Origin of the sequence: Photobacterium frigidiphilum (genome assembly GCF_003025615.1) — a bacterium.
Taxonomy (GTDB): domain Bacteria; phylum Pseudomonadota; class Gammaproteobacteria; order Enterobacterales; family Vibrionaceae; genus Photobacterium; species Photobacterium frigidiphilum.
This window is the reverse complement of the sequence record NZ_PYMJ01000009.1, coordinates 144,297-167,211: the sequence shown is the minus strand read 5'-3', so window position 1 is coordinate 167,211 and position 22,915 is coordinate 144,297. Positions and strand designations below refer to the sequence as shown.

Sequence of the window (22,915 nt, the reverse complement as noted above, 5' to 3'; positions counted from 1 at the left end):
AATATCTAGGAATAATTCTTAGTTGCTATTATTAATGATGAATATGTCATTAATCTCGTGTATTTGTTTAATCGCATCTGTCGATTGTACTTTTTTATGAGTATTAAATGTTAATAATGCGTTTGTTTTTTCAATTTAAAATAAGTTATAACTTTTTGGACTAATGTAATAAGCGTTACATCACAATGTGAATTAATATCCACAAATATAATCCGGCTTAATTAAAGCGAGGGATTAATTATGACAAAAAAATTAGATCTTATGCCCGTTATAAAAACGACACTCATTGTTATGGCTGTTATTTTTGTTTCGCAGGTGTTAATAGGTAAGAAAGTTATTTCATTTGGTTCAGTAGCCATTCCAATTCTACCAATGTTATTTGCTGTAATGATTGGTATGGCTATTTCATTAGTAATAGTTCGAGACAAAATAAAGTTATGGGGAAAAGTATTTACTGAGAAAGAAGAATCATTTGCATCTAATATGGTCGGCTTTTCCCTTTTAATTCTAGGTACTCAATATGCTGGAATGATTATCCCTAATATCGATAATATTTTAGAAGCTGGTGTGCCATTAATATTCCAAGAACTCGGTAATTTATTACCAATATTTATTGCGATTCCTCTTGCTGTTAAGTTTGGTTTAGGCCGTGAAGCTATTGGCGCATGTTCATCGATTAGCCGTGAACCCTCAATTGCTGTTGTTCAAGGGAAGTATGGAACGGGCACACCAGAGTATATTGGTGTTCTTGCTATTTATCTTTGTGGTTCAGTGATAGGCACGCTTTGGTTCAGCGTATTGGGTAGCCTTGGCTCACTTTCAGGCCTTCATCCGTTGGCATTAGCCGCAGGTAGTGGTGTTGGTAGTGGTTCGATGTTAAGTGCAGCATCAGGTGCTTTAGTGAGTACGCTAAGCCCTGATATGGCCGCTCAAGCATTGAGTATCGCGGCTGCATCTAATTTACTTTCATCAGTAATTGGTGCCTTGTCTCTTACATTTATCGGCTTACCACTTGCTGAATTCATGTATAAAATTTGCAACAAAAAAGAGGTAGCGACTAATGCTTAAATCTATTCATGATATGAAATTTGTGTTCCTTGCTTTAGCTCTGGCTATTTTCACAGAAACATTAACGACGGGAACACCTTTATTCAGTATGTGGGATAGTGCCGTTGCCATGTCGGTAATTGTATTCTTAGCATTAGTAACAAAGCATTATATTAATTCGCCTTTACCCGCGTTTGCATATGCAACAATTATTGGCATCGCAATTTGTTTACCTGACACTGTTATTCGAACTTTCTTTTTAGATTCAATTGGGAAAGTTGGTTTCTTATCTTGTTGTGTTCCGCTACTTGCTTTCGCTGGCTTATCGGTTGGTGGAAAGATGGAAGAACTTAAAAAGTTATCGTGGAAAATTGTTGTTTTATTCCTGATTGTATCGACTAGTTGTTTCTTTGGCGCATCAATTATCGCGCAAATCGGCTTCACAATGAAAGGTATTATTTAATGACGTTAGGTAAATTCAAATTAAATGTAAACGTATTAGAACTTCGAGAGTTTAGTATTAATACCCGTCGTCACCTTCATATGATTCCTGAATTATCAGGAGAAGAAGTTGAAACATCAACATATTGTAAATCACTGATGGTTGATTATGGCTATCAAGTAACGTCTTATGATGGATATACTGGTTTTATCGCTGATCTGGTTATTGATACTTCATTGAAGACTGTTGCATTTCGTGCCGATATGGATGCACTTGAAATGGATGACTTAACGTGTAATGAGCATTCATCGACGAATAAAGGCCGTGCGCATAACTGTGGTCATGACACACACATGACTATTGCGTTAACTGCTGCAAATTACTTGGCAAATAACCAAGAAGAATTACGTCACAATGTTCGATTTATCTTCCAAATGGCTGAAGAAGATATGCGTGTTGATGGCGCCAATAAAATGGTTGAACTTGGTTGTATGGATGGTGTTAATGAAGTTTATGCCCTTCATAATGACGCCGCACAAGAATGTGGCACCGTATTAGTTAATAACGGCATTATGTCTTCATATGGCTGTGCATGGACACTTGATATTCAAGGTGTATCAGCACATGGTTCAACACCACATAAAGGCCTTGATGCTATTCGTGAAGGTGCACGTATCGTTGAGGATATGGACTATATTGTAGCCAAGAAAACGAATCCATTTTCGCCTGCTGTTTTCGTCTGTGGGATGTTTAATGGCGGTACGATTCCAAATGCAGTAGCTGCAAATGTTCAGGCTCGTGGCACTATCCGCTCAATGGACTCTGAAACCGATCAGGTGCTGAAAAATAGCTTTTCGTCTCTTGTTGCTCAAAGTGAGTTACGTGGTTATACCACGTCGATGACTCATTGTGGTTACCCTGCCATTATTAATCATCAATTTGCCTACAACCGTGTTGTTCAGGCTGCGAGTCAAACGGTTCCACCTCAATTGCTTAATGCTAATTGTACACCAATGACTGGCAGTGAAGATTTCAGCTTGATGATTGAAGCGACAGACGATAAGTGTGGCGCTATGTTCTTCTTAGGGTCTGGTAATAAGGAAAAGGGCATTTGTAATTATCTGCATTCAAACCCTTATTTTGTCGATGAGGATTTCTTATTAGTCGGCGCTCAGATCTTTATTAACTTAGCGACTGACTAACAGAGCTATTCGCTCATGTTTGTCATCTAACAGAATAAATACCTACTCAGATACTAGTTGCGACTATGTACCTGAGTAGTTTTTTTAGTAACGTGGTAACTCAAATTCTTGAGATATCTTGACTATTTCATTGTTAGTTGAGTGTGCAATCACTTCCATTACTTCTTGTTTCAAGTGTGGGGCAAAGCTTTCAATGAAGTCATACATGTGCTTTTGCAAGAAGACATTTCTGCTATAACAAATCCAAGCGTCGCAATCAGGTATGATTCCTTCAAGAGGAATAGCAACAATGTCACCGTCACAAATTTGTTTAGCGGCAATTGTTGCAATGATACCGATACCGAGATCCATGCTTACATATTGCTTTATTACGTCAACATCCATAGCGGTCATGAAGTAAGTCGGTTTTATGCCTTGTTCTGCAAATGCGGTATCTTGTGCTATTTTCCCTGTCGATCCAGAATCATAACTAATCAGGTTGTATTTACTGATCATTTCGAGAGTTATGTCTTTTTCTTTTCTCAATGGGTGATTCGATGGGAGTATTAGGCTTAGTGACCATTTATAAGCTGGAAGAACGATAAGATCTTTATCTCGCTCTACATCTTGCGCAACAATAGAAAAGTCAGAGTGACCTTTTTTGATAATAGCGCCATTCTCATCGGGATGTGCGGCTCCAATGTGGAAAGTAATATCAGGGTGTTTTTTTACAAATTTGTTGACGGTCTTAGGCAATAAGAAACGTGCAATCGTGTTGGTTGTATAGATGTTCAAGCATCCACCTTCAGGATTGAGATAATCTCTGGAGATAGCGTATATCCGCTCTTCCACAGCCAAAATCTTCATCCCTTCATCAATTATCTGCTTGCCAATACTGGTAATCGCGTTTAGGTTTTTTCCTTTACGTTCGAAGATTTTAACACCAAGTTCTGCTTCAAGCAGGCCTATTTGCTTACTTACTCCTGGCTGCGTGGTATAGATACTTTTTGATGCTGCTGAGATATTTAGATCATGATTTACTATCGCTCTTAGATAGCGTAGCTGCTGTAGTTTCATTTAAACGTACCTGAGAATAAGTATTAAAAACCCCGCTCGATAGCAGGGCTTAGGTATTTAGTTACTTACTACACTCTATCGCTATACTGCTAATGGCAAATAGTGTTCCATTATGAGTCTTATGGCGATCCCTGAACATAAGTTTCAAAAAGTGATAAGAAGTATTAATGCGATCGATAATTCCATTATCAACAAGAATTGGCATATTCTCTACTCCTTGTTATCTCATTGTATTTATCCGGAGAAAAGCGAGCAAATCAAAGCTTAATGTGGGTTTGTTTGTCTATTTATAACCCTGAAATTAGTGTAATCGTTCATGATGCCATAATCAATGACAATCAAATACCAAGCCTAGCCAACAAGAGTGCATGGTATTAGACCGCTGTACTTGTAGCTGGTTATGCAGCAGGTATGCCGCTATGAAATCGGAACATATTGTCTTCTGAGTTAATTAACGCAGCTTCTTTTTCACCGATGATACGAATACGGTCTGAAATGTTGTGCCCTGCAATTTGTTCTGCGAGTTGTAAATAATCTTGATAGTGACGCGCTTCTGAGCGTAATAATGAAATATAGAATTTCTGTAATTCGTCATCTAAAAATGGGGCTAATTTAGCAAAGCGTTCACAAGATCGAGCCTCGATATATGCGCCAGCAATCAACTTATCAATTAACGTTGCAGGTTCGTGTGTACGAACCGCTTTCATTAGCCCTTTCGCATAACGACCCGCACTTAAATTACTGTAAGGGATGTTACGGCTCACCATGATATCTAATACTTGTTCAAAGTGGTGGAACTCTTCTTTGATTAAGCGAACCATTTTGTCGATAAGTTCAGGACCATGTGCAAAGCTTTCTTTGGCAACTAAAGGGGCTGACAACCCATTTTTTTTGCCATGAAAGGCGTCTGTATTTCGCACTCTGCCATAGACAAAATCTTCATAAGGTTTTGCCCATTCGAGTAATGCTTTGCCACTATCTGCATCTACCGCGTATTTGCGGATCAGCCACATGGCTGTTTGGCTTGCTTTTAGCTCGCAGTTACAGTGATCGACCAGTAATCCTGTTAAGTTTTCAGGTTTAATGGCTTCGTTTATCCAAGCATCAGGGGTTTCACAGTATAAGAACTGTTTGATAGGCGAGAGTAGCTCGTCAATCATCTGTTGAGTTTTATTCATAATCGGTTCTATCTAGTGGTATGTTTCTGCGTAAAGATTAAGTGCTTACTCGACTCTTATACCATCCTACATAAGTATTTGATCATTCTTGCTGGTTAAAACTCCTTATAACGTTGTTATGAATTTTGTAATTAGAGCCACTAGTTATCAGCAATTCATGCCTAGTTATAAGCGATTTTTCCTGCGCAATATTATGATCAACTACTTACCTAGAATGGTATTAGTGGCAATATGAAAATAGCGCAGCCGTAAAAAAGGTCGCACCAGCGACCTTTTCAATAATTATCGATGTTCAATATCTGCCTTATGCTGTCTGGTGTTTACCATTTGCGTTTTGGCTGGAACAATACATCCAATTCATCGTGTTCTTTATCAATGATTTGTTGGCGTTCTTGCTCGTGGTTTAGTGATTGACTATTATCAATTTCACTTAGCATAACTTGCAGCTTTTCACGGGCTTTATTGGCGTAGTTATCATTCTTGCTAGACAGAACATCAATGCCTTTTTTCAACAATTGTTTGGCTGTACCCAGTTGGCGTTTCAGACGAGCATCGTTAGCTCGTTTAACGACATTTTCAATGTTGATGCGTAGTTGAATACCTTCAAGGCGAGCATTTTCTGTTACAAAAGCTTGAGTCGCTAGGCGACCTTTACTGTGTTCATTTTTAATGACCGTTTTGAGGCGCTTAACCAGTTGTAACATGCCGATGGCTTGCTTATCTGTACTTGGTGTTTTGAAGCTTGCCACATCCGCATTAGAGTAATTAGCTTGTAAGTGTTTAATTTGTTCAGCAACATTTTTAATACGTGCTGGTAGGCTCTTTTCCGTAGGATCTGTATCGCTCATAGATTGTAAGGCAAATAAGATACGCTGATTTAGGCAGACTAATAATTCTTTGCTGTAAGGTAAGTGATGCGCATTACCAATTAGATCTTCAGTCGCATCTATAACGGCGATATGTTTTGCCAGTTCTTGTTGTTTCTCACTCTCTAAACGTTGGCGGTACTGAATAATAACGTTATAGCCAACGATCAATATCAGCAACAAGGCAAATAGGCCTATTACTAAAGGTATACTCATAAGATACGTCTATCTTCCATGCGATTTTTTTAGTCGAACTTGTAAGATACACCATCTATCTTTTGGGTGATAGCGAGATCCCTCAAAGTTAATAGGAATTGTGTTAATTTGAGTTATATGCCGATTAAAAGAGATAATTTAATAAAGATTTAAAGGCAATAAGTAGACCGCCTTGGTGTTAATGCGAAAAAGAGCAAACAAACATTATCAAAACCCGTACAATCGCTATGTAACAATATGAATTACATGGTTACAGACTGATATTAACCTCGTTGAATAGTTACCCCCGGAATATTCAATGCTTACTTGTAATTGGTATAAAATGTAATGGACTATAGTTGGGCGGTATCATGAAATTACAACAAATAAGATATATCGTTGAGATTGTGGACCATAATCTTAATGTTTCCTCTACTGCAGAGAGTTTATATACGTCACAGCCTGGCATCAGTAAGCAAGTACGTTTACTGGAAGATGAGCTAGGTGTTCAAATTTTTGAACGCAGCGGTAAGCACCTAACAAAAGTGACTCCTGCAGGTGTTGATATAGTGCGTATTTCTCGTGATATTTTATCTCGAGTTGAAAGTATTAAAGCCGTTGCCGGTGAGCATACTCACCCTGAAATAGGTACATTGAATATAGCAACGACACATACCCAAGCTCGTTATGCATTACCTCATGTTATTAAGTATTTTACGGCTCGATATCCCAAAGTGTCATTACACATGCATCAAGGTACGCCTTCCCAGATAGCAGATGCTGTCGGTAATGGTACGACAGATTTTGCTATCGCAACTGAAGCTCTGCATTTATATCAAGATATAATTATGTTGCCTTGTTATCACTGGAATCGTTCGATTGTTGTCAGAGCTGATCACCCATTAGCGAAAAAAGCAGATATTACTATTCATGATTTAGCCGCTTATTCGTTGGTGACCTATGTGTTTGGTTTTACGGGGCGTTCTGAGCTTGATAGTGCATTTAATCGTTCTGGTTTAACACCACGAATTGTATTTACAGCAACCGATGCAGACGTTATTAAAACCTATGTGCGCTTAGGCATTGGTGTTGGTGTTATTGCAAGTATGGCGATGGATCCTGAGGTGGATAGCGATCTTGTTAAGATTGATGCAAGTCATATCTTTGAAGCAAGCACGACTAACATTGGCTTTAAGAAAGGTACATTTTTACGTGCCTATATGTATGATTTTATGGAACGCTTTGCTCCGCATTTAACACGAGAAACGGTTGATCAAGCTGTTGCATTGAAAACGAATGAAGAAATTGAAGCCTTGTTTGCAAGTATGGATTTACCTGTACGCTAACCATTCCTTTTAGTTTTTAATGACAATGTTAAAAAAAACGCTGAGTTAGCGTTTTTTTTATGTCTGCTTACTGATGCCTATTTTGATGCTGGTGAGATGAAAGTGACACAATTATTTTCCTTGAATTAAATACGCTGAGATCACTCTGAATCCTGCATCTTGAGGTAGCTTGGGTATATCGGGACATTAGTATAAAATATCGGCCAATTAAACCATTCTGTATTTGAGAACGACTACATGGCTGGCTATGCCCAACAATTTCGACAACTTGATGATGTACTGTCGAGAAATAAAGCGTTTTGGCAATTTATGCCTTTTGCTGAAAAAGACAGTGTATGGTTGCAAACACACCCCGAGATGTGTGCATGGCTGAACAGCTTAACTGAGCAACAAATTGAAGAATTAAATGCAGATAGTGATAAATTGGTCGCCGCTTTATCTAGCTGGATTCCAGACGCTGCTGTGTTGCACCAATTATCGCTATGCCAACCATTATCATCAATGGATATCGATGTGCCCTATGGCTTAAATACGGGTATTCCAGGGCGAAAGTGGACTCAAATAAATGCTTTTAATGCGGCATTACCGCGTTTGCAATTACCTTGGTTAGAGTGGTGTGCTGGTAAAGGGCATCTTGGCCGTATTTTAGCGGCAACCCATGATATGCCAGTCACTAGTTTGGAGTGGCAGCAGCAGCTTTGTGTTGATGGTGAAGCATCTGCTAAGCAACTTAAATTACCGATTCATTTTGTACAAGCTGATGCATTTGATGAGAGTAGTGATACTCATATTCAATCCAAACAACATGCTGTTGCACTACACGCATGTGGTGATCTACATGTGTCGCTATTACAGCGAGTGGTAGAGCGACAAGGTGCTGCGGTAAGTGTGTCGCCGTGTTGTTATCATTTAATTCGGTCTGAAATATACCAACCGCTTTCGCATACAGCGAAACAAAGTACGATTTCCCTAAACAAACATGATTTACGTTTACCATTACAAGAAACGGTTACTGCAGGGAAGCGTATTCGACGCCAACGTTTTTTAGAAGTCAGTTTTCGTTTAGGTTTTGACTCGTTACAGCGGCATCTGCTAAATAACGACGAGTATTTACCCGTTCCCAATGTACATAAAGCATTATTAAATGAAGGTTTTGTTGCATTTTGCCTATGGGCTGCTGAAAAGAAAAATATAGAGCTAAGACCAAATATTGATTTTGAATATTGGCAGCAAGAAGGTGAACGACGACATGGCATTATTGAACGAATGGAATTAGTTCGTCAGCTATTTCGACGCCCGCTAGAAATGTGGCTAGTACTTGATCGTGTTTGTTATTTAGAGCAGTCAAATTATGACGTATCCCTAGGCACATTCTGTGATAAACCGGTAACACCACGAAATATACTTATTCATGCTGAGCGTAAAGATAGCTAGCAACGACAGACAAGGGCTAAACAGAAGATGGACACCACAACACTTATTTATTGTGCTCTCGCATTGGCTGCGGGTTGTTTTGTTCAAAGCACTGTCGGTTTTGGAATGGCAATTGTTGCAGCTCCAATTATTTATTTCTTTGAACCTAAATTTGTGCCGGGCGTAATTACGCTAGTGGGCTTTTTTCTCGCGTTGTTTAACATGTGGCAGTATCGCCACATGTTATCGTTTAAAGGCTTAACTGCTGCATTCGTTGGTCGTGTTCCTGGTACTATCGTTGCCGGTATTTTACTGATGTATATTACGTCTGAATCCTTGGCGTTAGTGCTGGGTATTGGTGTGTTATTAGCTGTTGTTATCAGTTTAACGAAAGTGCGTATACGACCTACGCCGAAAGCGCTTTTTTGGGCGGGATTTGCATCTGGTGTTATGGGAACAACTACCAGCATCGGCGGACCCCCAATGGCGTTAGTATTACAGCATGCAGAAGCGGGTAAATTACGCGCAAATCTTGCTGGGTATTTTGCATTTAGCTGTGTGTTATCATTAGTTGCCTTGTCTGCAACTGGGCATTTCAGCTGGTGGCATTTTAAGTACGGAATAATGTTATTACCTGCGTCATTAATTAGCACGTGGTTCGCATACCGAGTTCAGCATTTAATTAAGGCTGAGTGGGTGCGTTATGCCCTTTTGATTTTATGTTCTGTTTCTGGTGTGCTGGCTATGTGGCAAGGGTTGAGCCCTTTAATGGCATAAAGAAACTTATACCCAAGCGATTTAAAAATGCAGGATTGTCATAAAAAAGGTCTCGTTAGAGACCTTTTTTATATCGTTAGTTTACTGTGAATGAAAAAGACTATGATGAGGTAATTCAGGTACTTCATTCAGTAACGCAAACCCACTGGCTTCTAATTGATGAGCAGGCATGGGTTTCGCTAAATAGTAGCCTTGGCAATAATCAAAGTTACACATTTGCAAATATTGTAATTGCTCGATTGTTTCAACACCCTCGGCAACGACTTTTAAATCTAATTTTTCACAAATCGCTTTAGTGGCTTCGATAATTGCGCGGCTTCCTTTGTGGTTTCCTTGCACAAAGCTTTGATCGAGTTTTACCGTGCTAATCGGCAGATCTTGAAGTTGTGATAAAGACGAGTAACCGGTGCCAAAGTCATCCAGATATAATTCGATTCCCAATGCAGCAAGGTCTTCTAAGCATTGTTTTGCATCATCATACTCCTGCAGCATGGTTGATTCTGTTAACTCAAGCGCTAATTGTGCAGGGTTGATATTATAGCGCAGAATCATCGCTTCAATGGTGGGAGCCAAGCTAGCTTGTAATTGTGCTCTCGATAAATTAACACTCATCATGAATGCTTTATCATACTTTTTTTGCCATGCTGCCAGCTGTAAAAAAGCCGTTTTAAATATCCATTTACCCAGCGGGACTATTTGACCCGTTTCTTCGGCTAATGGAATAAATTCGGCGGGTGATACTTGACCTAATTCTTCATCATACCAACGAATTAACGCTTCAAATCCTTTCAGTTTTCGCGTTTTTAAATCAATGATTGGTTGGTAATACAGTTCGAACGCTTCAGTTTCTAACGCGAGGGTTAAATGATGGCGCAATATCATTTTTCGATACAGTGCTTCCGCCATATCAGGTGAAAAGTGATGGCTACAGTTTCTTCCTCGCAGCTTAGCACGGTGCATGGCCATATCTGCTTGAGTGACTAATGTTTCAATATTATCAGCATCATCAGGGTAGCTAGCAGTACCAATACTACAGCCAATCGATAATTCTCCCACTTCTTTTAAATGGAAGGGCTTATTCAGTTTGGCAATAATATCTTTAGCAAATGAAGGTGTGTTTTGAACATTACGGTGTTCAACTTGAATTATGAATTCATCGCCACCGAAACGCGCTAAGAGCCCTTTATGTTGCAGGGTTTCTCTTAAACGTATTGCTATCGCTTTTAATAACTTATCACCAATAGCATGGCCATAAGTATCATTGATCATTTTAAAACCGTCGATATCGAGGAATAACAAACTATAGGGCTGTTGTTGATGGTTTGACTCGTTTATCGCGTTTGAAATGCCACGGCGGTTTAATAAATCAGTTAAGAAATCATGTTCTGCATTATATTTTGCTTTCCTTAACTTCTCTTTTTCTGGGCTGATATTAGTAAGATGTAAGAGTAGTTGCTGTTTGTCTTTCAACCACTTTCCTTCTATATCAAACCAAAGGTGACTTTGACCCGTCCAGCATAGTTTTTTGTAGTGAATAGTACCGTCTGTTTTCGCTTTATTGAGCCATGAGTCAGCACTACTGATATCACCAAGAAAGTTTGCGAGATCGTGCAGATATTTACCGAAAGAAAGGGTAAAGGCATTGTTAGCACTGACTAATCTTCCTTCCTTACTAAAAAGTAAGGCAAGGTTTGAGCAATCAGTGAAGGCGAGGTCACGTTGTAATGTCGATTCTTCAGCGATGACTTCGACTAACATTGCAGTACGACCATCGGGTAACTTAAGACCAGAGAATACACATAATGCTTTTTTTAAAATTTGTTTTGGTGTGAAATTCCACCAAGTTTTAATTATTTCATCTTTATTAAAACGTAAGCGGTAACCATTTAATGTGGCTTCTACTGCTTCAGACATATCGTGAGCAAGATCTCGAGAGGTTAATTCATTTAAGGAATCGGCTTCCCAAAGCGGTAAAGCGCTTAAATTAGCCCAGATGATTGTCTTATTATCAATATCAAAAACCCAAATAGGGCTCTGAAGGTGATTGAAGGGGAAAAAAGTCTGATTTAACAACGGCACTATGACATTGATTAGCTCAAATGGTATTTGCAGGATAGCTTAAAAACGATGTTTTAAATATGAATTTAACCATAAAGCGTGATGTTACTTCATTTATGTTATTTTCAAATGATTAAGGGTTTGATAAGTGGAAATAAAATAAAGGTAAACTATTTCATTTCCACTTTGTGCTATGTTTTTTAGTTTAATGCGAGTTTTACTTGAAAACCGAAAAATTGACGGTCATAAGGTGCACCTGCATTAAGTGCAAAATTAGCTGCATTTGTGTCGCCAAACCATGGTGTGTAACTAAAGCTAACATCTGCATCGCCATTCCACATATCTGTTATCCAATAGTGGATATGACCGACAGGATTTAAGAAGAATAAGGTGACATCACCGACAGCCTTAGATCCCATGACCTCACCGCCGCGAGCCGTAATCTCTAGTTCTTTTTGGAACATCAATTCACCGACGGCGGCACCAAATAATGGTGTAACGATAATATCTTGAATGGAGGGTACTTCAGCAAACGCTTCTACACCATACTCCCAGAAGAAAGTAGACATGGTTGCGGAGTATAAAAATGACTCCCATTCGTCAAAACCCGAATGACGTGCTGCAGTATAATAAACACCACCAAAGTAAGGGTGCATAACATAGTTTAAAACGTGGTCATCTTGGTCCCAAACAGGCCCTTGACTGACGTTATCCCACCACTTACTACCGAGGTTGCTCAGGTTACGATCGTCTTCATCCCAATTGGTGACACTTTCAGGCAGTAATGTCATCGCAGCGACGGTCGCAAGGCTTAAGCCAAAGATGGTGTAAGACTGTTCAATCAGGTAATCCCAATCTTTTTCTGATGAAACAGAGAGGTGCATTGGAATTGTATTTACCGCATTATCTGCAAACAAAGGTGCTTGCTCTGTGTTGCTTTTATTATCGTAACCTTGATTTTGGAATGACTTATTCATTGTTATGTCATTACGAGTCGTATCACGCCCGCTAAGAGGGTTTACGTAACTCTTTGTGTCATAACTAAAATTGTTTTTTGCATCATTCCAAGCAAAAACGGATGAACTGAATGTACAACCAAGGATAAGTGAAGATAAAAGTGTATTGCGCAATTGATGCCCCAGTTTTAAAATATTTTGCCATTTGCTACTGCTGTTTACTTATTGGATCAGTAATTTTATTTGCGTCAAAACAGTTGGTTGCATATGGCAGGTAAATGCTAATGGCTCCAACATGTCGCCAATCCAATAGGTTATGCGTAAAGGTGTAGTGCAACGTGTTATGTGTGAGCAAATTATTACTGAAAACAGGTAAAATACCTAGTAATAAATATAAAGGGGAGTGTGTACAAGCTCTGGGGCTAAGAGCTTGTACAGGAAGAGATTTCTAATTAATTCAGTGGCTTATTGCATGGTGTTCAAATGGTTATCCGACGGAAGGGATGACACCAATCATTTGTAACAATTGTGCAGAGATGATGAGTATTCCAATACTTGTCACAGTAATTAATGCCGGTGTGCCTCCACGAACTTGATAAGCCGAAGTCTTTATTTCTTCATCTACTGGCGCGTTTACTTCTTTACCTACTGGTAGGGTGTTTATTTGCTTTCGCTGAGCTCGCACCATCGCAACAGGTAGGAAAATTGCCAAAATAACCAGTGCAATTGCCGCATAGCCTAAAGCCATAATAAAGCCTTGTGGGTAGAATAGGGCAAAGCAAAGAGGTGGAACAAAGGTCACCAGCGCTGTTTGCATACGACCTTTTACTTGATTATTACGATTTAAAATATCAGAGATAAAATCAAATAAGCCTAAACTCACCCCCAAGAAAGACGTTGCCAAGGCTAGGTCAGCAAATACTGATACAGATTGGCTAACGAGCGGGTTATGTAAAATATTGCTCAATGTTGCTATAAATGAACCCAGTGTTGTACTTGCCATTAAATCGGGCTGACCAAGCACACCTTGGCTTGCTACTTGCCATAATATGTAGACCATCAGTGGTGTTGCAGAGCCAACGACCATTATTTTACGCAGTGCTTTAATATCTAAACCAACGTAACGAACAATGGAGGGAATGCTACCGTGAAAGCCAAAAGAGGTAAAAATGACGGGCAGTGCTGAAATGATTAATCCTTTTTGAATCGGCATCTCAACCAAATTAACCGCTTGAACATGTGGCATTAATAGAACAAACATAACGGCTAATGCAATAACTTTTAGTGAGAATAATACGCGATTAACCATATCGACTGAATGTGTACCTATAGATACAACGATTGCAATAATAACGGTAAATCCAACTGTACCCACTTGAGGTGCAAGACTTAGCCCCATCCAATTCGTTAACTTGTCATTAAGTTGGCTGCCGCCACCGGCAATGTATGCCGCACATAATGCGTAAAATAGAAACATCATTGCGAAGCTGGCAATCACTTGACCTTTGCGACCCAATAATTGATGTGCCAGTGTATGCAATGTTGCATTTTTATCGGCATGTTGGTGTACCTCTAGCATTAATAGAGCGGTATAAATCATTAATGCCCAAATGCCCACCATCGTTAATGTTGCAGCTGTGAACCCTAACCCTGCTGATGCGAGAGGGAGAGCTAGCATACCCGCCCCGATTGTTGTGCCTGCGATGATCAGCGTACTGCCGAAAGTTTTACTCATACTCATTGAAGTCATTGTTCCCAGTTATATTTATGTTCATAAAACTTTACACTTAATCACGCGGTTGTGGCTATCGATAGTCAGTGTCGTAATGAAAGGTATTCACGTTTTTTACTCGTTTTTCAGTAGTAATGTGTAGGTATAAGGCAATTAACTTGACCTATATGCTGGGTAGTACCTTAATGCTAGTTTTCTTTACTGTCAACTTTTGATGGTTTTACTGTAAATCTAAGTTTACATCTGGTGGGTTGATATTTTCGATAAGAAATACTGAATTGATGGAGAAGAGTAACGCATTGATCTCTACTGCTTTAATCAGAGAACAAATTCTCGCTGAAACGTGCATCTTAAGGTAACTTGGGTATATAAATCGGATGACATACAAAGATGAGGGAAGCCATGTTACACGTTGCGATGATTAGCACCGGAGAAGAAGTGCTGCACGGAGATATAGTGGACACTAATGCTGCGTGGTTATCGCGTCTATTTTTTGAACGTGGTTTCGCGTTATCTAGACGTACGACTGTCGGCGATCAACTTGAAGGTTTAGCGGCGGAAATTGAGCATTGTAGCCTAACCTCTGATGTGGTTATCGTAAATGGTGGCCTTGGGCCAACAAGTGACGACTTAACGGCTCAAGCTGCGGCTATTGCAGCTGATGTGGGTTTAGAGCAATCTGATTACTGGGTTGAACAGATGCGTGAAAAGTATCAAAAACTCAATCTCGTTATGCCCCAGTCTAACTTGAAGCAGGCAATGCTACCCGAAGGTTCTGAGTTACTTGAAAACCCGATAGGTACGGCTTGTGGATTTGCGATGAAATTAAACCGCGCTTGGATCTTTTTTACGCCTGGTGTGCCAAGTGAATTTAAAAAAATGGCGCAAGAGCAAATCTTAACGCGCTTAAAAGCCACATATACTGAAACGGAAAAGTTGGATTGCCATCGTTTTTATACCTTTGGTTTATCAGAGTCAGGTATTGGCGATACTTTAGCGTCTGTTTCGCTGCCGAAAGGGTATGAGTTGGGTTACCGTTCGTCGTTACCGTTTATTGAAGTGAAGTTGTTTGCACCAGCTGCCGATACCAATGCACTTGCTTTCCAGCAACAGATGATTGATTTACTCGGTGAGAATGTCGTGAGTATTGGTCAGACACTTCCTGAGCATGTAGGTGCGCAATTGGTGGCGAAACAACTGACACTCGCTTTGGCGGAGCAATGCTCTGGGGGATGGCTGACTAATTGGTTGCAAGATTACCCCGATGCGAAAGCACAATTGCGTCAAGGGTGGATGTTAGGGGCGGTAGAAACGGCAGAGTTAGCCGCTTCAGATCAATTGGCGTCGGCATTGGCAATGGCAGCTGCATCACGCGAAAAAATGACTTCAGATATCGCGCTGGTTTCAGGGCCACTTTATGATGGGAAAGTGGCGGTTGCTATGGCGACCCCAGACGGTGATTGGGCACAAGTGATTTCGACCAAACGACAGTATGGCTCACGAGATATGCGTAGTTTGATCGCAACGGTGATGTTAGACATGTTACGCCGTTGGTTAGATGGTCAGCCTGTGATGGGGCAATTCAGCTCGCTGAATCGCGAAAGTGAGATATTCTTAACGAGCTGATTTCACGTCAGGAACAGCGCCTGCATAACAACGCCTATATAATGATGAAACAGCAAAAGAAAGTGCAGTTAGTCTGCACTTTCTTTTTGTCTTCTATTTATAGACAAAGTAACAAGACAGCACGCTTAAGAAGCGGTGGTCAGTGCCTAGGCTGGTTTAACGTGCAGGTTCGCGACATATTCATCTTCGGCCCAATACAGACGTTCTGCCACGTGTGCTTCTTCGTTAAATGTAACGTCGCGTAAGACTCGATCTTTGAAGGCGTGATAACCTGCTTTATCAATCAAGTGTCCCATATGCATGTACACTGGTGTCCCTTCTAAAATCTCTTTCTCGAAGGCAAACAAGTTGTTCAAGACTTGATGAATAACGTCTTCTGTTACCCAGTTTAAAAATAACTTGCCGACGCGCGGCGTGCGCTTTGATGTTCGTCCACCCAATTTCACCATGTACAACTGCTTGGGGTTACGTTGCCATGCCAAGGTTGGGCAGGCGAGTACACATTCTCCGCAGCCGATGCATTTGCTGACTTCTTTGGTTGCTTTACCATGTTTGATCGACAAGCAATTCGCGGCATGCTGTGAACAGACTTTCACGCAGGCACCACAACCGATACAGCGTTCTGATTTGAAGTCTATCTGTGCGATCCCCAGAATACCAAAGTCAGCCATGTTTGCTTTGGCGCAATCGTTGGGACAGCCTGCTAACACCAACTTGAGATGATAAGGCTGCGGGTAAACATGGTGCTCTAAGCGCTGGGCTAATCCCGTGGTATCGGTATTGGCTTTTTGGCAAATTTGACTACCTTGGCATGCAACAATATTACGTCCACCAATAGTCTGGTAACCCGCTTTGGTATCTTCGACATCAATGCCGCAGGTGGCAACAGTGATGTCTTCAATAAACGGCGCAAGGGCCTTATTTACTGCCGGTATATCTTGGTATTTAATTCCAGGCATGGCGAGTTTTTGACGAGTGGTGAGGTGAATGACACCATTACCAAAGGTCTCGGCAATATGCTGGGCAGTAGACAGTAAATAGGCTGGCATGATACCACCGGGAATACGCACGCTGATCATGCATTCTCCCCGTACTTTTGATAGGCGATAATCCCCATTGGCACGGGTTTTAATAATATCGACATCGAGACTCATGATGTTTTCCTTAATCTATCAATTGTTGGGTCTGATCAAAGCGGAACACAGGGCCATCTAAACAGACGTACTTATCACCCATGCGGCAGTGCCCACATTTGCCAACAGCGCAGGCCATACGGCGTTCATAATCGACCCAAATTTGTGATTGGGCTAGACCCTTCTCAAGGAACGCAGCAACCACAAACTTGATCATGATTGGTGGTCCTACGACGACAACTTGGAGTGTGTCGGGCTGTGATAGATCAAGCTCATTAATGTATTCTGTGACACGACCAATACGGAATACATCGGTAGCTTCCCCTTCATCTAGCGTGGTAATAAGGTTGTGTGTGCTACGCCATAAATTCATGTCATTACGATATAAGATGGCATGTTCATTTTTAAACCCTAAAATCATATCGAGTTGACTAATTTGTTCAGGGTGACGGCAAAAATGCGATATCAAACCTTTGACTGGGGCGACACCTGTACCACCTGCAACAATCACTAGATGTTTATTCTGGAACGCCTCCATAGGGTAGCCATTGCCATGAACACCGCGCATCCAAACCTTATCTCCGGGTTGTAACTCAAACAGTTTTTCGGTGACGAGACCCACTTTACGGATCAATAAATCGATATAGTCGTCGCCATAATCTGATACGGAAATAGGAGCTTCTCCTACCATGGGTAAAGAGACTTCTACAAATTGACCGTAATGGGTATCAAAGTCTTTACTGACACGAAAATTTCATTCTAATTCAGTATGCTTTTCAATTGATAAAATCTTATAAGCTTTTGGTAGTAAACGATTTTCAGGTTGTTGGTATTGATGAGTCTCTGATTGCGGTGTGGTCTCGCAACGACACCCTGTGTGTTGTACATCATGTGTATGACTAGACATGAGTGACCTCTATCTTTTGGTGGGTAGAAAATGCATGTTCTACTTCGTCATTGAGATGTTGCTCAACAATATCGGTCATACGATTGATGATGTTGGTGAACGAGATATAGTGTGGGCAGCGATCATCACAACGGCCGCAACCGACACACATGTGATAATGGCCTTGTCGGGCTTTGTAATCATTTACCTTATGCAAGGCTCGATATCGTAGGCGTTCACCTGTTTTGTCTCGAAAGCTGTGCCCCCCAGCCATATCGGCAAAACCTTTGGTCATACAACTGGCTTGCTGTCGTCGGCGTTCTCCCACTTTATGGTTTTCGTCATAGGCAACATCAAACATGTTGTAGCAACTGCATGTTGGGCAGGATGTAGTACAGCGACCACAGCCAATACAGCGGCTGTCATATTCACTCCATACTGGGTGCTTATGCAGTATTTGACGGATGAGATTGGGATCGTTGCATACTTGATCTGGTGTTCTGACCTTTGTGGGGTTGGATTGAACAAATTGAGGGGTGAATTCGATTTCTTTGCCTGTGTTGTTTAAGTAGTTTTGTAGTTCAGGATCTTTGGCCATGATAGCCACACCGTTGGCATCGAAGCGAACAGCAGCATCATAGTTATCTGTTGTATTGCTGTTCATCGATACACAAAAACAATTTTCAAAACTTTGTGCGCATTCTATTAATACCAACTTTAGCTGTTGGCGTAATCGGCGATAATAAATATCTTCATTATTGCCATTATTTAAATACATGTGATCAAGACGTTTAAGTGCATTAATATCACAAGCCCTAAGAAATATAAGGGTTGGGCGGGCTTCTATTTTTGACTCTCGTAATTCATCACCATTAAAGTGAAAGAGCGTCTGGGTTATAGGTGTTACTGCTTCTTTGGGTGAAAAGTGGGATTTTTCTTGCCACACGATATCACTGGCTTGGGTAACCGATAAATATGTTAAATTATCGGTGCCTGCAAAACGCCCCCCTTTATTTTCATACCCTGGGGCGAGAATATTATAATGAGGTAATAATGCCTGAATAACCTGATTCAGCTCTGTATGGGTTAAATAGGTAGCCATTAACACATGCCTTCTAGTTGTTCATTGTAAAGGGAAGTCGCTGCTGATGATTGGTCGAGTTCATTAATCATGCTCAGGTTCTCGGAAATTGAGACGGTTTCCCCGACAACAATTAGTGAGGGCATTGGAGGGGTATGCAGGGTTAAATACTCATCCAACTGTGACAATGTAGTAACATATTGCTGGTGGTTTGGATGCGTACCATTACTAATTATGGCAACAGGGGTGCGGTTGTTCATGCCGTATAACATCAAGTTTGAGGCAATCCAAGAAGCGCGATGTAGTCCCATATAAAATACTAAGGTGTGCTGAAGGTTAACCAATACCGTCCAATCAATACGGTAGTCATCGTTTTCACCTCGGGCAGTTACTACAGTGAATCCCCGTGAGATACCGCGATGAGTCAAAGGAATACCGCTGTAAGCACAACACCCTAATGCTGCAGTAATCCCCGGAATGATCGAGACTGACACATGGTGTTGGCTCAAATACAGTGCTTCTTCACCACCACGACCGAATACCATTGGATCCCCACCTTTTAGTCGGCAGATGTTCAATCCACGCTGTGCCATCGAAACCAGCATATGGTTAATACCGTGTTGAGTTGCCGATGGGTTGTCGTAGCTTTTGCCGACTTCAATGATATGTGTCCCTGGTTGCGCTAACTGCAAAATTTGTTTGGTTACTAGTTGGTCATGCAAAATGACATCAGCCTGTTTAAGCGCATTAACAGCTTTTACTGTTAGTAACTCTGGATCTCCTGGTCCTGCACCCACCAATGTGACATTGCCAACTACTGACGAAGGGGTTTCGTTAGGAAGAGAGGGTGCTGTTGATGTGGTGCAAGGCTTATTATCAGGGTGAGGACTTTCGATAACATACATAGTCATTACCTGCGATGGAATTTATTAAAAGAATAAAAGTAGGCATCAAGTTGCTGTAAATAGTCGGTGAAAGTGCGCGGTAAATCTATTCAAGCTTAATGAATGTAGGGTTAAGAAATAATGAAATGTAAAATAAAAAAAGGTGAAAATAATCACAATGCTGGACACTTATTGATATGTGTCAAATAAGATTGATACTGAATGTGTGTTTTAATGATGAAAGGTGGTGGAGGCTAAATAAAATATTTAAGACTGATAAATGAAGAGGGATATTATTTTTTAAATTTGAAATGTAGAAAAAGATATTTTTAATTAGTTTAAAATATAAAATAAAATCAAAAGGTTTGTCATACTTTTGTCAAATTTTGAGTATTTCATCACAGGCATTGTAAACAGTGTTTAATTGGTACAAAGTAAATGTTTACAGGGTCTCACACAAATGTGTTGATTGTGGAGGTTGGTTATATATAGCCAAATGCTATTGTTACTTCATGATGCTTGTCCGATAAAAAGCACCCAGCCGATTGATGATAAAGGAAAGACTTTATGACATTCAAAATGAAAAAAATTGCTCTTGCAACGTCAGTAGTAGTATCTGCGTTAATGCTACAAGCGTGTAACGATGCAACAGAGTCTACACAGGTGACAGCTGATGTACCTCTTGTTGAAGCCCTCGCAACTGATGCGGCTGAGGCTGAAATGAAATCATTAGATGTTAATGTTATTTACCTTGATCGCCGCATGCTACCACCAGAAGCTGTGTTAGAAGTGACTCTTGAGGATGTATCAAAAGCTGATGCACCATCAGAGTTGATTGTTAGTCAGTCAATGGAGCCCGCGTCAGCGCCTCCATACGCGATGGTATTGGATTACGATACGACAAAAATTGTAGATAAGCACCGTTATAGCCTACGTGCCACGGTTAAAGTACAAGATCAATTGGTGATGACATCAACCACCAGTATTGACCCTTTTGCTGAAGGGGCAACTACACCGATTGAAATTAAATTGGATCGTGTCGCACATACTAAAACCACAGACAGCGCACACAATGCTGATTTTACTGATACTTACTGGACGTTAATGCAGCTGGGCGGTCAAGATGCCAAATTGGGTGCAGCAGAAAAAGAGGTGTTTATCCAGTTTGCATCAGAAGGTAATGCAGCGCACGGTTTCTCGGGATGTAATTCGTTTAAAGGTGGTTTTGAAATAGACCAAGGTAAACTAAGCATGGGTCCTGTTGCTGCAACACGAATGATGTGCATGGACGGTATGGATCAAGAGCAAGCATTCCTGAGTGCAATGGGGCAATTTGCTAGTTACAGTGTACAAGGTGAAGCACTGACGGTGAAAAATAACCAAGGTGAAGTGGTTGCTACATTTGAATCTCGTGACATGAACTAAATACAGACAAAAATGCAGTGGAGGGAAGTCTTCATTGCATGATGTGTACTGAAGAATCTGATAGCAATACGGTTATGATAATCGTGAGGTTGTCAGGTTTTTTATATTGAGGGGGACTTACAGAGTTTTGGTAATACTGGTGGTGTGAACGAGTAGGGTGGCGGTTACATTGCTTCTTTGGTTGCTATGTATGTTAATTGGTAATCAAATTCGATATCGACATTGGCTTTAGGTGTTGAACGACAAGCAAGAATTTCGTTTGAACCGACAAAGGCCATCGCATCTTGTTGGTCAACTGCCCCAGACTTTAACTTACAACGACACGCACCGCACATGCCATTACGGCATTGATACTCAGGTTGAATACCGGCACTTTCTAATTGGGTAAGCAAAGATTCACGGCTATTGCCGTGAACCTCTTGACCGTTAACCTTAATGGTTAGTCGGCTCATAGCTCGAAGTCACCGAGATCGTCTGCACTTACATCGTTGTCGATTTGACCAACAAGGTAAGAACTTATTTCAGCTTCTTGTGGAGCAACCTGTACATTATCAGAAGATAACCATGAGTTAATCCATGGTATCGGGTTCTGATTAGCACCATGATAAGCCTGCTCAAGACCTACCGCTTTCATGCGCAGGTTTGTGATGTATTCAACGTACTGACAAAGAATTTCTTTGTTAAGACCAATCATCGAACCATCTTTGAATAGGTATTCTGCCCATTCTTTTTCTTGCTCTGCGGCTTCTTTGAAAAGATCAAAACATTCTTGCTGGCATTCTTGTGCAATATCAGCCATTTCAGGATCATCGTGTCGACCACGAAGAAGGTTCAGAATGTGTTGAGTGCCTGTTAGATGCAGTGCTTCATCACGTGCAATGAGTTTGATAATTTTTGCATTACCTTCCATTACTTCACGCTCGGCAAATGCAAATGAACATGCAAAGCTGACGTAGAAACGGATAGCCTCTAGAGCATTAACAGACATCATACAAACGTATAATTTCTTTTTAATGTCACGCAGATTAACAGTGATGGTTTGACCATTAACTGTATGCTTACCTTCGCCTAAACGGTGATAATCGCTAGTTGCTGCAATTAGGTCGTCATAGTACTTAGAAATATCACCAGCACGCTTGATGATATATTCATTTTCGACGATATCATCAAAGACAATCGCAGGATCATTCACGATATTACGAATAATATGCGTGTAAGAGCGAGAGTGAATTGTCTCAGAAAAAGACCATGTTTCAATCCATGTTTCTAATTCAGGAATAGACACTATTGGCAGAAGAGCAACGTTTGGACTACGGCCTTGAATCGAATCAAGCAATGTCTGATATTTCAAATTACTGATGAAAATATGCTTTTCATGATCTGGTAAGTTATTGTAATCAATGCGATCACCAGATACATCTACTTCTTCTGGACGCCAGAAAAAACTAAGTTGCTTTTCGATGAGTTTTTCGAAAATTTCGAATTTTTGTTGGTCATAACGAGCAACGTTAACAGATTGACCAAAGAACATCGGTTCTTTCATCTGATCGTTATTAATTTGACAAAAAGTGCTATACGCCATCATTTCCTCAATATTAAAGGGGAGCCGTAG

General features: G+C 40.6%; 20 protein-coding genes and 1 pseudogene. 8 read left to right on the top strand and 13 right to left on the bottom strand.

What is annotated here, in order from left to right:
* Nucleotides 1–240 precede the first annotated feature (240 nt).
* Genes C9J12_RS11455 through C9J12_RS11445 form a run of 3 tightly spaced genes read left to right on the top strand, consistent with a single transcriptional unit; the run spans nucleotide 241 to nucleotide 2,691 of the window.
* Nucleotides 241–1,068 (top strand): DUF3100 domain-containing protein, encoded by an 828-nt coding sequence (locus C9J12_RS11455; RefSeq protein WP_107242833.1) that lies wholly within the window; start codon nucleotides 241–243, stop codon nucleotides 1,066–1,068.
* The gene (locus C9J12_RS11450; protein WP_107242832.1) at nucleotides 1,061–1,510 is read left to right on the top strand and encodes a hypothetical protein; all 450 of its coding nucleotides are present in this window, start codon (nucleotides 1,061–1,063) and stop codon (nucleotides 1,508–1,510) included. Before C9J12_RS11455 ends, C9J12_RS11450 begins: the two co-directional genes overlap by 8 nt.
* Nucleotides 1,510–2,691 (top strand): M20 metallopeptidase family protein, encoded by a 1,182-nt coding sequence (locus tag C9J12_RS11445; RefSeq protein ID WP_107242831.1) that lies wholly within the window; start codon nucleotides 1,510–1,512, stop codon nucleotides 2,689–2,691. Before C9J12_RS11450 ends, C9J12_RS11445 begins: the two co-directional genes overlap by 1 nt.
* Before the next feature lie 84 nt (nucleotides 2,692–2,775).
* Here the strand turns inward: C9J12_RS11445 and C9J12_RS11440 are convergent, their stop codons facing one another.
* From C9J12_RS11440 to C9J12_RS11430, 3 genes are all read right to left on the bottom strand, one after another.
* Complete coding sequence (locus C9J12_RS11440; RefSeq protein ID WP_107242830.1) at nucleotides 2,776–3,747, bottom strand: LysR substrate-binding domain-containing protein; 972 nt, start codon at nucleotides 3,745–3,747, stop codon at nucleotides 2,776–2,778.
* Between the two features lie 398 nt (nucleotides 3,748–4,145).
* Entirely contained in the window at nucleotides 4,146–4,925 is a 780-nt protein-coding gene (gene miaE, locus C9J12_RS11435) for a tRNA isopentenyl-2-thiomethyl-A-37 hydroxylase MiaE (RefSeq protein ID WP_107242829.1), read from the bottom strand.
* 320 nt (nucleotides 4,926–5,245) lie between these two features.
* Nucleotides 5,246–6,007 (bottom strand): DNA repair protein, encoded by a 762-nt coding sequence (locus C9J12_RS11430; RefSeq protein WP_107242828.1) that lies wholly within the window; start codon nucleotides 6,005–6,007, stop codon nucleotides 5,246–5,248.
* Nucleotides 6,008–6,357: 350 nt separating this feature from the next.
* Here C9J12_RS11430 and cysB point away from each other — a divergent pair, with 350 nt between their 5' ends.
* From cysB to C9J12_RS11415, 3 genes are all read left to right on the top strand, one after another.
* On the top strand, nucleotides 6,358–7,332 hold the full coding sequence (gene cysB, locus C9J12_RS11425; RefSeq protein WP_107242827.1) for an HTH-type transcriptional regulator CysB: 975 nt from the start codon (nucleotides 6,358–6,360) through the stop codon (nucleotides 7,330–7,332).
* 237 nt (nucleotides 7,333–7,569) lie between these two features.
* Nucleotides 7,570–8,766, top strand: coding sequence for a methyltransferase (locus tag C9J12_RS11420; protein ID WP_107242826.1), 1,197 nt, complete (start codon nucleotides 7,570–7,572; stop codon nucleotides 8,764–8,766).
* 27 nt (nucleotides 8,767–8,793) lie between these two features.
* The gene (locus C9J12_RS11415) at nucleotides 8,794–9,522 is read left to right on the top strand and encodes a sulfite exporter TauE/SafE family protein (protein ID WP_011219133.1); all 729 of its coding nucleotides are present in this window, start codon (nucleotides 8,794–8,796) and stop codon (nucleotides 9,520–9,522) included.
* 81 nt (nucleotides 9,523–9,603) lie between these two features.
* Here C9J12_RS11415 and C9J12_RS11410 read toward each other — a convergent pair whose 3' ends face one another.
* The 3 genes from C9J12_RS11410 to C9J12_RS11400 form a co-directional block, all read right to left on the bottom strand.
* Complete coding sequence (locus C9J12_RS11410; RefSeq protein ID WP_107242869.1) at nucleotides 9,604–11,595, bottom strand: putative bifunctional diguanylate cyclase/phosphodiesterase; 1,992 nt, start codon at nucleotides 11,593–11,595, stop codon at nucleotides 9,604–9,606.
* 185 nt (nucleotides 11,596–11,780) lie between these two features.
* Complete coding sequence (locus C9J12_RS11405; RefSeq protein WP_107242825.1) at nucleotides 11,781–12,710, bottom strand: DUF3943 domain-containing protein; 930 nt, start codon at nucleotides 12,708–12,710, stop codon at nucleotides 11,781–11,783.
* A 313-nt stretch (nucleotides 12,711–13,023) separates the two neighbouring features.
* Nucleotides 13,024–14,277, bottom strand: coding sequence for an aromatic amino acid transport family protein (locus tag C9J12_RS11400; RefSeq protein ID WP_107242824.1), 1,254 nt, complete (start codon nucleotides 14,275–14,277; stop codon nucleotides 13,024–13,026).
* Nucleotides 14,278–14,670: 393 nt separating this feature from the next.
* On the opposite strand from C9J12_RS11400, the gene C9J12_RS11395 reads away from it, so the two are divergent.
* A complete protein-coding gene (locus C9J12_RS11395; RefSeq protein WP_107242823.1) occupies nucleotides 14,671–15,894 on the top strand; it encodes a CinA family nicotinamide mononucleotide deamidase-related protein in 1,224 nt (407 codons plus the stop codon).
* 146 nt (nucleotides 15,895–16,040) lie between these two features.
* On the opposite strand, the gene asrC is transcribed toward C9J12_RS11395, so the two are convergent.
* From asrC to cobA, 5 genes and pseudogenes are all read right to left on the bottom strand, one after another.
* A complete protein-coding gene (gene asrC / locus C9J12_RS11390) occupies nucleotides 16,041–17,048 on the bottom strand; it encodes a sulfite reductase subunit C (protein WP_107242822.1) in 1,008 nt (335 codons plus the stop codon).
* A 10-nt stretch (nucleotides 17,049–17,058) separates the two neighbouring features.
* Nucleotides 17,059–17,769, bottom strand: a pseudogene (gene asrB, locus C9J12_RS11385) (anaerobic sulfite reductase subunit AsrB); the annotation flags it as partial.
* A 12-nt stretch (nucleotides 17,770–17,781) separates the two neighbouring features.
* A complete protein-coding gene (locus C9J12_RS31075) occupies nucleotides 17,782–17,934 on the bottom strand; it encodes a hypothetical protein (RefSeq protein ID WP_227876333.1) in 153 nt (50 codons plus the stop codon).
* A complete protein-coding gene (gene asrA / locus C9J12_RS11380; protein ID WP_107242821.1) occupies nucleotides 17,927–19,015 on the bottom strand; it encodes an anaerobic sulfite reductase subunit AsrA in 1,089 nt (362 codons plus the stop codon). The genes C9J12_RS31075 and asrA overlap by 8 nt, the downstream gene beginning before the upstream one ends.
* Nucleotides 19,015–19,899: a uroporphyrinogen-III C-methyltransferase gene (cobA, locus tag C9J12_RS11375; RefSeq protein WP_227876332.1), complete on the bottom strand. Its 885-nt coding sequence runs from the start codon at nucleotides 19,897–19,899 to the stop codon at nucleotides 19,015–19,017. The genes asrA and cobA overlap by 1 nt, the downstream gene beginning before the upstream one ends.
* Before the next feature lie 546 nt (nucleotides 19,900–20,445).
* On the opposite strand from cobA, the gene C9J12_RS11370 reads away from it, so the two are divergent.
* Entirely contained in the window at nucleotides 20,446–21,303 is an 858-nt protein-coding gene (locus C9J12_RS11370) for an META domain-containing protein (RefSeq protein ID WP_107242820.1), read from the top strand.
* Between the two features lie 164 nt (nucleotides 21,304–21,467).
* Here C9J12_RS11370 and yfaE read toward each other — a convergent pair whose 3' ends face one another.
* Both yfaE and nrdB read right to left on the bottom strand, forming a co-directional pair.
* A complete protein-coding gene (gene yfaE, locus C9J12_RS11365; protein WP_107242819.1) occupies nucleotides 21,468–21,755 on the bottom strand; it encodes a class I ribonucleotide reductase maintenance protein YfaE in 288 nt (95 codons plus the stop codon).
* Nucleotides 21,752–22,885, bottom strand: coding sequence for a class Ia ribonucleoside-diphosphate reductase subunit beta (gene nrdB, locus C9J12_RS11360; RefSeq protein ID WP_107242818.1), 1,134 nt, complete (start codon nucleotides 22,883–22,885; stop codon nucleotides 21,752–21,754). The genes yfaE and nrdB overlap by 4 nt, the downstream gene beginning before the upstream one ends.
* Between the last annotated feature and the right edge of the window lie 30 nt (nucleotides 22,886–22,915).

Excerpts from the sequence above, each read along its gene's own strand:
- C9J12_RS11400 (WP_107242824.1), bottom strand. The coding sequence starts at position 14,277 with ATGAGTATGAGTAAAACTTTCGGCAGTACGCTGATCATCGCAGGCACA.
- C9J12_RS11370 (WP_107242820.1), top strand. The coding sequence starts at position 20,446 with ATGACATTCAAAATGAAAAAAATTGCTCTTGCAACGTCAGTAGTAGTA.
- cobA (WP_227876332.1), bottom strand. The coding sequence starts at position 19,899 with ATGTATGTTATCGAAAGTCCTCACCCTGATAATAAGCCTTGCACCACA.
- C9J12_RS11395 (WP_107242823.1), top strand. The coding sequence starts at position 14,671 with ATGTTACACGTTGCGATGATTAGCACCGGAGAAGAAGTGCTGCACGGA.
- C9J12_RS11440 (WP_107242830.1), bottom strand. The coding sequence starts at position 3,747 with ATGAAACTACAGCAGCTACGCTATCTAAGAGCGATAGTAAATCATGAT.
- yfaE (WP_107242819.1), bottom strand. The coding sequence starts at position 21,755 with ATGAGCCGACTAACCATTAAGGTTAACGGTCAAGAGGTTCACGGCAAT.
- cysB (WP_107242827.1), top strand. The coding sequence starts at position 6,358 with ATGAAATTACAACAAATAAGATATATCGTTGAGATTGTGGACCATAAT.
- C9J12_RS11455 (WP_107242833.1), top strand. The coding sequence starts at position 241 with ATGACAAAAAAATTAGATCTTATGCCCGTTATAAAAACGACACTCATT.
- C9J12_RS11430 (WP_107242828.1), bottom strand. The coding sequence starts at position 6,007 with ATGAGTATACCTTTAGTAATAGGCCTATTTGCCTTGTTGCTGATATTG.
- C9J12_RS31075 (WP_227876333.1), bottom strand. The coding sequence starts at position 17,934 with ATGTCTAGTCATACACATGATGTACAACACACAGGGTGTCGTTGCGAG.
- C9J12_RS11420 (WP_107242826.1), top strand. The coding sequence starts at position 7,570 with ATGGCTGGCTATGCCCAACAATTTCGACAACTTGATGATGTACTGTCG.
- C9J12_RS11445 (WP_107242831.1), top strand. The coding sequence starts at position 1,510 with ATGACGTTAGGTAAATTCAAATTAAATGTAAACGTATTAGAACTTCGA.
- C9J12_RS11450 (WP_107242832.1), top strand. The coding sequence starts at position 1,061 with ATGCTTAAATCTATTCATGATATGAAATTTGTGTTCCTTGCTTTAGCT.
- asrA (WP_107242821.1), bottom strand. The coding sequence starts at position 19,015 with ATGGCTACCTATTTAACCCATACAGAGCTGAATCAGGTTATTCAGGCA.
- nrdB (WP_107242818.1), bottom strand. The coding sequence starts at position 22,885 with ATGGCGTATAGCACTTTTTGTCAAATTAATAACGATCAGATGAAAGAA.
- asrC (WP_107242822.1), bottom strand. The coding sequence starts at position 17,048 with ATGAGTCTCGATGTCGATATTATTAAAACCCGTGCCAATGGGGATTAT.
- miaE (WP_107242829.1), bottom strand. The coding sequence starts at position 4,925 with ATGAATAAAACTCAACAGATGATTGACGAGCTACTCTCGCCTATCAAA.
- C9J12_RS11415 (WP_011219133.1), top strand. The coding sequence starts at position 8,794 with ATGGACACCACAACACTTATTTATTGTGCTCTCGCATTGGCTGCGGGT.